Source organism: Heyndrickxia sp. FW510-T9 (assembly GCF_058781025.1).
In genome coordinates this window covers 21,964-28,871 of the sequence record NZ_JBYSWK010000048.1, presented here as the reverse complement: position 1 = coordinate 28,871, position 6,908 = coordinate 21,964, and the positions used below count along the sequence as shown (strand labels likewise).

Genomic DNA, 6,908 nt, shown 5'->3' with positions numbered 1-6,908 from the left:
AAATAGAGTATAATAGGCAGATTCTTTTCCTTTCCTCTCTGTTTCATACCTTTAAAAAACCTTCTTAGGAAATACTCTGCTTAATACCAGTGTAACGAAACAAGTTATGGAAAATTTGTAGGTAACTGTTATACTAAAAATAATGAGAAAGGGGACGTTCTATGGGTGAGATAGTTTGGTCATTTATTAAAAGACATTATAAAACAATTATTGATATTGTTATATTAATAGCTGTAATTTGGCTTTCATTAAAATTTGCCAATTGGATTTTCAGCATTGCCACTCCAATTGTGTTTGGCGCCATTATTTATATGCTCATAAAGCCGATGGTAAAATTATTGGTTGCCATTAAAATAAAACGGGGTGCCGCCATTGCGATATCACTTGTCTTATATTTATTATTGGCACTAGGAGTGATTTTTTTCGGAGGCATGGTTGCCGTAAATCAAGTACATAGTTTAATTACCAAAATGCCAAGTTATATTGACACATTAAAGAACAATTTTGGTGGCGAATATCACCATCTCATAAACCAATATACAGATCTCCCATATGGAATTCCAGAAAAAATTAATGAAAAGATAGGTTCATTCGGTCAAAAATTTATAATCTATTTTTCTAAATTTTTATGGACTATCGTGGGAACGGTAAATACTAGTATCGTTTTTATCGGGAATTTACTTTTAGGAATCATCCTTGCTTATTTCTTAGGGAAGGATGCAGAAAAAGTAAGAGCAAAATTCAACGAAAAAGCTCCAAATTGGGTGATAGAAGGCTGGGATTTTTTACGAATTAATGTAATTAGCGGAATTACTAAATATATTACAGCTCAATTAAAATTAATGACCATTACGTTTGTCATTATATTTGTCTCATTATTAATATTCCGTGTTAATAATGCTTTTATTATCTCGATTTTGTCTGGGCTCTTTGATTTACTTCCGCTATTAGGAGTTGCAACTATTTTTATTCCATGGATCCTTTATTTATTCATTGTCGGCAACTCCGCCTTAGCGATTAAATTACTAATTGTATATGGCATTGTATTTCTCGTCAGACAGTTGCTTGAACCGAAAATTGTCGGAGAGTCGTTGGGAGTTTCAGCGTTTTTAATGTTATCGTTAATGGTTATTTTCCTAGGCTTGTTCGGATTCTGGGGAATGCTGTTAACCCCAATCTTAACCATTTTACTTAAGGAGCTATACGAACAAGGCTATTTCAAAAGATGGATTCGAATTAATGAAGAAGAGATAAAGCAATAAAAAAAGACTCGACGAGAGTCTTTTTTTATACCCATTCAAGCTTTTTTATTAGCTGCCTTCGAAAAAGTGCTACTAAAAAAACTACATACAAATCATCCCGAACTATTACCTGTACTCGATTATCAGAATAAGTATAAAATAATACATCCGTATAAACTTTATCACTTTCAAAGAAATGGCGAACTTCATGAAGCTTTTGAAATGCATCATCCGTTTTAGGTTTTAGTATTATTTCGATTCCGTCTTCTCTCTTATTTTCACTCATGAAAACAATATTTTCATTCATCTCATATTGAACCTTTACCATTATCTCCCCACCTTTTTTAAAGTAAGTATCTAATATAGATATAACCCATGGAAATTAATATAGAAATCAACATTAGCGGGAATCCTATGAATAAATACTTTACAAACGTAATCCTATATCCTTCTTTTCCTGCTAGTCCTGCAACAACTAAATTCGCACTTGCCCCGATTAAGGTTCCGTTTCCACCTAAACATGCACCTAATGATAATGACCACCATAGAGGTTCTAGATTATGAATCCCTAGTTCGCCCATCTGCTGAATAAGAGGAATCATCGTTGCCACAAATGGAATATTATCAATAAAAGCCGATGCAACGGCACTTAGCCAAAGGATTAAAAAAGAACTAGATGTATCGTGTCCACCAGTTAACTGTATAGCATAGGATGCAATTTTTGCAATGATTCCAGTTTCTACTAAACCTGAAACAAGCACAAACAAGCCAATAAAGAAGAAAATCGTTGTCCATTCTACATTTTCAAGCGCACTTTCTAAATAACTCTCCCCTGATAACAATAATAGAATGAATGCTCCTGCTAATGCGACGGTTGCTGTATCAACCTTTATCCATTCATGTAAAAAAAAGCCGATTATCGTTAAACCCATGATGGAAAGAGATTTAATCATAAGTATTTTATCTGTGATTTCGTCCTTTTCATTGAGACTCATAATTCTTTTTCTTGTTTCATCCGATGTTTTAAACTCTTTCCTATACATATACATTAACAATAGGATAGTGACCGCCATAATAATTAAGATGATTGGCGCCAAATTCGTAATAAATTTAATAAATGTTAAGGTTGGGACTGCACTTCCAATCATAATATTTGGTGGATCGCCAATCATTGTAGCTGTTCCACCAATATTGGACATGAGAATTTCAGAAATAAGAAAAGGGATTGGCGAAATACGTAGTTGGCGAGTAATGCTAAATGTAACTGGTACCATAAGTAGGACAGTTGTAACGTTATCTAAAAAAGCGGAGCCTATCCCAGTAATTAGAGACAAAACAAGTAAAATGGCTATTGGTCTCCCATTTACCCTTTTTGCCGACCAAATGGCAACATATTTAAAAACGCCAGTTTCACCTGTAATGGAAACCATAATCATCATTCCAATAAGTAATCCAATGGTATTAAAATCAATATGATGAAGAGCGGTTTCCTGCGTCACAATGTTAAAGATAATCATCAAAATTCCACCGAGCATAGCGATAATCGTTCGATGGATTTTATCAGAAATAATTAGCCCATAAGTAAGGAGAAAAATGGCAATTGCTATTATTGCTTCATTCGACAAAGCGGATCATTCCTTTTTCATTACGTATCAATTAATGTATTCCAATCATTATTCCCAAATCAGATTGAAAATAATGGAAGTAAATAAAAAAAAGAAGCCTGTTTTGTCAGACTCCCCCTTTTAAAACCGAAATATTAATATATGAATATATTAACAAACAAAAATTTTCATTACAACCTTTAAACATATGATGAATTATGCTAACTTTTAAATTTGGATTAGTTTATTAAGTAGTTATATAAATGTATAAGGAGTTTGAGCAAATTGACAACGAAGAAAAGCATGAAAAGAAAGATTGGGCTATTACTATTATTTGCATTCGTATTATTGGGAGCATGTTCGCAATCTATCGGAACAACGAAACACAGTGAAATCGTTAGTAGCTCCGTCGAAAAAAAGACAAGCGAAAAATCTATTTCACAATCTTCAGATGGTAAGAAAACTAATATTAAAAGTAATAATAATCATGTAATTCAAAGCAAATCTAAAACACAAACAACCTTACCAAAAGGTCTTGTTGCTGCAACGATTGTAAAAAACGTCGACGGTGATACCGTCCATGTAAGCATACACGGTAAAGATGAAAAGATACGTCTCCTATTAATAGATACTCCTGAAACACACAAACCAGGAACGCCAGTTGAACCGTATGGACCTGAGGCGAGTGCTTTTGCTGAACAAGAACTTGCAATTGGAACAAATGTAATGCTCGAAGAAGGTGTGAAAGGACATGAACGTGATAAATACGGAAGATTACTAGCCTACATCTATTTACCAAACGGAAAAATGTACAATGAAGAGGTAGTGAAAAAAGGTCTTGCCCGCGTAGCATATATTTACAAGCCCAATACAAAACACTTGAGTGCTTTAAAAAACGATGAAGATTATGCTCGGAAACACAAAATAGGAATATGGTCGATTCAAGGATATGTAACTGATCATGGTTACAATATTGAGGCTAAAAGCAACTCGTCAAATACTACCGAAACTAATTCATCATCCATCCATTCTATTAAAAATTTTTCCGGTAACAAAGAAAGCAATACAAGCTGTAAAGGAAAAATTAAAGGAAATGCTAACAGTAAGATTTATCATATTCCTGGAGGTGAATTCTATAATCGTACGAAGGATAATATCGTTTGGTTTTGTACGGAAACAGATGCGAAAAAGGCCGGTTATCGAAAGTCACAGCGATAGGTTAAAATGATTTAGATGTTAAAGCTCTGAAAATCACAGAGCTTTATTTTTTTGATACCTACAATGAAAAATTTCCCCATCTTTACATTTATTTTGGAATGAATTTTATGAAAAAGACCAATCATATAGATAAATACTTAATGGAGTTGAAAAAAATGGATGTTTTTTTTAAATGGATTACCTATTCAATGTATATTCCATTAACATTAATACCTATTTATGTTGCCGTAAAAGGATCAAATGAGGACAAAGCTTTAATGAAAGATGTAGTAGATACAGTTAAAAATAAGATAAAGTAGCCCTTTGTTAGAAGGGGTATGATTTGTGAGGATTATACACCGTTATCGAAAAGAAGTTTAAGATAGTAAACGGAGTGATAATGATGCATGTAATTGAAAACATTGCTAACAAGTACCACCAAAAGCTATGGAGCTATTGGCTTCACCATGATTTGTTTAGTGTTCACTGGTGGGCAATTTTAATAATAAACGCTATATTTATAATTCTTCTCTTCTTATTAATCGATCGTGGCCGCCTAATATTACTTTCTTTGGCATTTATGATCAGTATCTTTTTAGTGGGACTTACAGATGAAATTGGGGCGTTTTACCACAAATGGAGCTACCCTCACCAGCTCGTCCCCTTCTCGAGTCGATTTAATGCCGCTGACTTTGCTATAATACCTGTTATTTTTACACTTATCTACCAAATATTTAGCAGATGGAGTTTTTATCTATTTGCATTTTTAATTGCGGATATATTAATTTCATTTGTGGGGATACCAATATTCGTTTATTTCCATATATATCAGACACATAATTGGAATTACTTTGAATCATTCATTACACTTTACATATTAGCAATTCTTAATAAATGGATTGTAGATTGGATTAGAAAACGGAAGGCAAGTTTTGAATGAAAGTCCTACTTTCCAAAGAAGAAATTTCTTTTAATATCTCAACCTTACCTTTTATATTTCCCATACGGCAATTATTATAAAACGAAAAACCATCTCCATTGCGAAGATGGTTTTTGTTCATTATTTTTTGGCACAATTATTCAAAGCTTTTGCATAAATTAGCCATCTCAATTGCAGATACTGCGGCATCCCATCCTTTATTACCTGCCTTCGTTCCCGCACGTTCAATAGCTTGTTCAATAGATTCAGTGGTAAGAATCCCGAAAATTACAGGAATATTTGAATTCAATGAAGTATTTGAAATTCCTTTAGCTGCTTCATTACAAACATAATCAAAATGTGGTGTAGAACCACGGATTACAGTGCCAAGTGTGATAACTGCATCATACTTTTTACTTTTCGCCATTTTTTGTGCGATAAATGGAATTTCAAACGCTCCAGGTACCCAAGCAATATCTACATTTTCATCATTTACTCCATGTCGTTTTAAAGCATCCTGTGCACCACCTAATAATTTACTCGTAATAAATTCATTAAAACGCCCTACTACAATCCCTATCTTCAAACCCGATCCAACTAGATTACCTTCAAAAATATTACCCATTTTCATTTCCTCCATTTTCTTAAAAAATTAATTTATGTGACTTACTTCCTTATCGCGTTTGTAATTAATTAAGTCTTTAATACTGATCATTTTCAATTCAAATCTATCCGCTATTTTGCTAAGTTCAGGAACTCGCGCCATCGTACCGTCCCCATTCATAATTTCACATATCACTCCTGCTGGCTTTGCATTACAAAGTTTAGCTAAATCAACGGCTGCTTCTGTATGTCCAGGTCTTTGTATTACGCCACCTTCCCTAGCAATTAACGGGAACACATGACCTGGTCTCTTGAAGTCGGGAGCAGTTGATCTTTTATCAATTAGCTGCAGAATGGTAGCAGACCGTTCAAAGGCGGATATCCCCGTGGTAGTTGATTTATGATCGATACTTACAGTAAAAGCTGTTTCATGTGAATCAGTATTTTTAGACACCATTGGCGCTAAATCGAGTTTTTGTGCTAATTCCTTTTCAATTGGAACACAAACTAGACCACGTCCATATGTAACCATGAAATTAATGATATCTGGCGTCGCTTTTTCTGCAATCGCAATAAAATCTCCTTCGTTTTCTCTATTTTCATCATCACAAACGATGATTACTTTACCTTGCTTCAAATCATTTATTGCCTCTTCAATTGTATGGAACATTGAAAGCATCTCCTCATGTAAATCCGTTATCTTCTAAAAACTTAGCTGTAATCCCGGAATCCTTTTTAGTATAAATTGTTTGGTTATTATTTAAAAAGTGGGACAAATATTTCCCAAGCATATCGCATTCTATATTTACGATGTCTCCTACATTTTTTGACCCCAATACTGTTTCAGAAAGGGTGTGCGGAATAATAGATAGGGTAAAGCTATTTTCACTAATACCGAAAATCGTTAAGCTTGTCCCATCTACAGCAACAGATCCACGTTGAATGATATATTTTAATAATTCTTTATTCATCTCGATTTCGTAGTACACAGCATTTTTTACTTTTTTCTTCATCATGATGGTTCCTATACCATCAACATGCCCAGAAACAAAATGACCTCCGAATCTTCCACCAGCAGCCATAGCCCTTTCTAAATTTACATTTGATCCACGAGTCACCGCCGCTAGACTTGTAGCTTTTATAGTTTCAGGCATGACATCAACTGAAAACTGTTTATCTGTAAAGTCTGTGACTGTTAAGCACACTCCATTAATGGCGATACTATCACCCAAATGGATATCATTCATTATTTTACTTGCGCTAATGGTCAGTACAAATGAATCATCAGTACGCTTTATTGCTTGAACCGCCCCTATTTCCTCAATAATCCCTGTAAACATTTGC

8 protein-coding genes and 1 pseudogene are annotated in these 6,908 nt (G+C 34.1%); 4 read left to right on the top strand and 5 right to left on the bottom strand.

From position 1 onward, the window contains the following. Positions 1–161 precede the first annotated feature (161 nt). Positions 162–1,262, top strand: a complete 1,101-nt coding sequence (ytvI, locus tag AC3WJF_RS18705) for a sporulation integral membrane protein YtvI (protein WP_492454913.1) — start codon at positions 162–164, stop codon at positions 1,260–1,262. A 25-nt stretch (positions 1,263–1,287) separates the two neighbouring features. Here the strand turns inward: ytvI and AC3WJF_RS18700 are convergent, their stop codons facing one another. Next, positions 1,288–1,569, bottom strand: a complete 282-nt coding sequence (locus AC3WJF_RS18700; RefSeq protein ID WP_492454912.1) for a hypothetical protein — start codon at positions 1,567–1,569, stop codon at positions 1,288–1,290. 16 nt (positions 1,570–1,585) lie between these two features. Next, complete coding sequence (locus tag AC3WJF_RS18695) at positions 1,586–2,866, bottom strand: ArsB/NhaD family transporter (protein ID WP_492454910.1); 1,281 nt, start codon at positions 2,864–2,866, stop codon at positions 1,586–1,588. Positions 2,867–3,130: 264 nt separating this feature from the next. Between AC3WJF_RS18695 and AC3WJF_RS18690 the strand changes: the two genes are divergently transcribed. From AC3WJF_RS18690 to AC3WJF_RS18680, 3 genes are all read left to right on the top strand, one after another. Continuing rightward, on the top strand, positions 3,131–4,063 hold the full coding sequence (locus AC3WJF_RS18690; RefSeq protein ID WP_492454908.1) for a thermonuclease family protein: 933 nt from the start codon (positions 3,131–3,133) through the stop codon (positions 4,061–4,063). Between the two features lie 107 nt (positions 4,064–4,170). Further along, positions 4,171–4,362, top strand: coding sequence for a hypothetical protein (locus AC3WJF_RS18685; protein WP_492454906.1), 192 nt, complete (start codon positions 4,171–4,173; stop codon positions 4,360–4,362). Positions 4,363–4,442: 80 nt separating this feature from the next. After that, entirely contained in the window at positions 4,443–4,982 is a 540-nt protein-coding gene (locus AC3WJF_RS18680) for a hypothetical protein (protein WP_492454904.1), read from the top strand. Positions 4,983–5,118: 136 nt separating this feature from the next. Here the strand turns inward: AC3WJF_RS18680 and ribH are convergent, their stop codons facing one another. The 3 genes and pseudogenes from ribH to ribE form a co-directional block, all read right to left on the bottom strand. Next, on the bottom strand, positions 5,119–5,586 hold the full coding sequence (gene ribH, locus AC3WJF_RS18675) for a 6,7-dimethyl-8-ribityllumazine synthase (protein ID WP_492454902.1): 468 nt from the start codon (positions 5,584–5,586) through the stop codon (positions 5,119–5,121). A 45-nt stretch (positions 5,587–5,631) separates the two neighbouring features. Next, positions 5,632–6,234: pseudogene (gene ribB / locus AC3WJF_RS18670) on the bottom strand (3,4-dihydroxy-2-butanone-4-phosphate synthase); the annotation flags it as partial. Between the two features lie 13 nt (positions 6,235–6,247). Beyond that, complete coding sequence (gene ribE, locus AC3WJF_RS18665) at positions 6,248–6,904, bottom strand: riboflavin synthase (RefSeq protein WP_492454900.1); 657 nt, start codon at positions 6,902–6,904, stop codon at positions 6,248–6,250. Positions 6,905–6,908 lie beyond the last annotated feature (4 nt).

What these genes read in the sequence shown, in the direction of transcription:
- ytvI (WP_492454913.1), top strand. Translation starts at nt 162, where the DNA reads ATGGGTGAGATAGTTTGGTCATTTATTAAAAGACATTATAAAACAATT.
- AC3WJF_RS18700 (WP_492454912.1), bottom strand. Translation starts at nt 1,569, where the DNA reads ATGGTAAAGGTTCAATATGAGATGAATGAAAATATTGTTTTCATGAGT.
- AC3WJF_RS18685 (WP_492454906.1), top strand. Translation starts at nt 4,171, where the DNA reads ATGAAAAAGACCAATCATATAGATAAATACTTAATGGAGTTGAAAAAA.
- AC3WJF_RS18680 (WP_492454904.1), top strand. Translation starts at nt 4,443, where the DNA reads ATGATGCATGTAATTGAAAACATTGCTAACAAGTACCACCAAAAGCTA.
- ribH (WP_492454902.1), bottom strand. Translation starts at nt 5,586, where the DNA reads ATGGGTAATATTTTTGAAGGTAATCTAGTTGGATCGGGTTTGAAGATA.
- ribE (WP_492454900.1), bottom strand. Translation starts at nt 6,904, where the DNA reads ATGTTTACAGGGATTATTGAGGAAATAGGGGCGGTTCAAGCAATAAAG.